This window comes from Nocardia brevicatena NBRC 12119, from assembly GCF_000308495.1.
Taxonomy (GTDB): domain Bacteria; phylum Actinomycetota; class Actinomycetes; order Mycobacteriales; family Mycobacteriaceae; genus Nocardia; species Nocardia brevicatena.
The window spans coordinates 1-894 of record NZ_BAFU01000168.1; the positions used below are offsets into that span (position 1 = coordinate 1).

An 894-nucleotide genomic window follows, 5' to 3' on the forward strand; every position below is an offset into this window, starting at 1 on the left:
TTCCTCTGTGTTTTGTCAAGCCGCTGGAATTGGTTTGGTCGTAGACTGGGCTGCGGCGGGTTCTGGAAGTGACTTGTCCGAAGAGCCGGCTGTCGGGGTTGGGTCGGCCGCGCGGGATTGCAGAGTCGCCCCCGAGTGTCCTCCGGAGCCCGCCCCTTGGGCGTGGTGGCGTTCGTCGGCGATCATGAGACGCCAAACATGTTCTGCAAGACGGCGTTTGAGGCAGCGCATGGCCTCCTTGTGCGTCTTGCCCTCGGCGATTTTGCCGTCGTAGTAGCGGCGGCCCCGGGTCCCCGGCATCCGCACCTGGGTCAAAGCGATGGTGTGCAGGGCATTGTTCAGCTTCCGGTCGCCCTGGCGCGACAACCGGTGGCGGGCTTTGTCGGCGCTGGCGATCTCGATCGGTGCGGCACCGACATGAACAGCAAACGCCCCCGAAGACCGGAAACGCGAAGCCCGTCCGGTGCGGCCTATCAGGCGGGCGGCCACCACCGGCCCGGCTCCGATGATGCCGAGCAGGCTGCTGCCGGACGCTTCCACTTGTTGCTGCATGCGCTGCCGGTTGTCCTTCAAGCGAGCGTCCAGGGCACGAACGTCGGCGACCAGCTCCCATGCGAGCTCTTTGCGGGCGCGTTCCACCGGCGAGGCAGGGCGGACACGTGTCAGGGCGTCGGCGGCCTGGGCGGCGGCCAGATCGGTCGATACGCCTCCGGGCAGCAATTCCCGCAGGACAGCGTGCAACTGGTTGACCGTTCGGGTGCGTTGCGCAGTGAGATTGGTCCGTCGTTCGTCGAGCATCCGCAGCACTGTGCTCGCACCCTCGGCTTCCACGAGAACAGCATCGCCATGCAGCGCGGCTACGCAGGCCGCGGCCGCCGCATCCAGCGCATCGTT

General features: G+C 66.8%; 1 protein-coding gene. It reads right to left on the bottom strand.

The window, feature by feature from the left end; all coding sequences use genetic code 11:
• Positions 1-15 precede the first annotated feature (15 nt).
• Positions 16-894 (bottom strand): IS110 family transposase (locus ON20_RS25775; protein WP_040839605.1); only part of this gene is annotated, 879 nt, incomplete at its 5' end.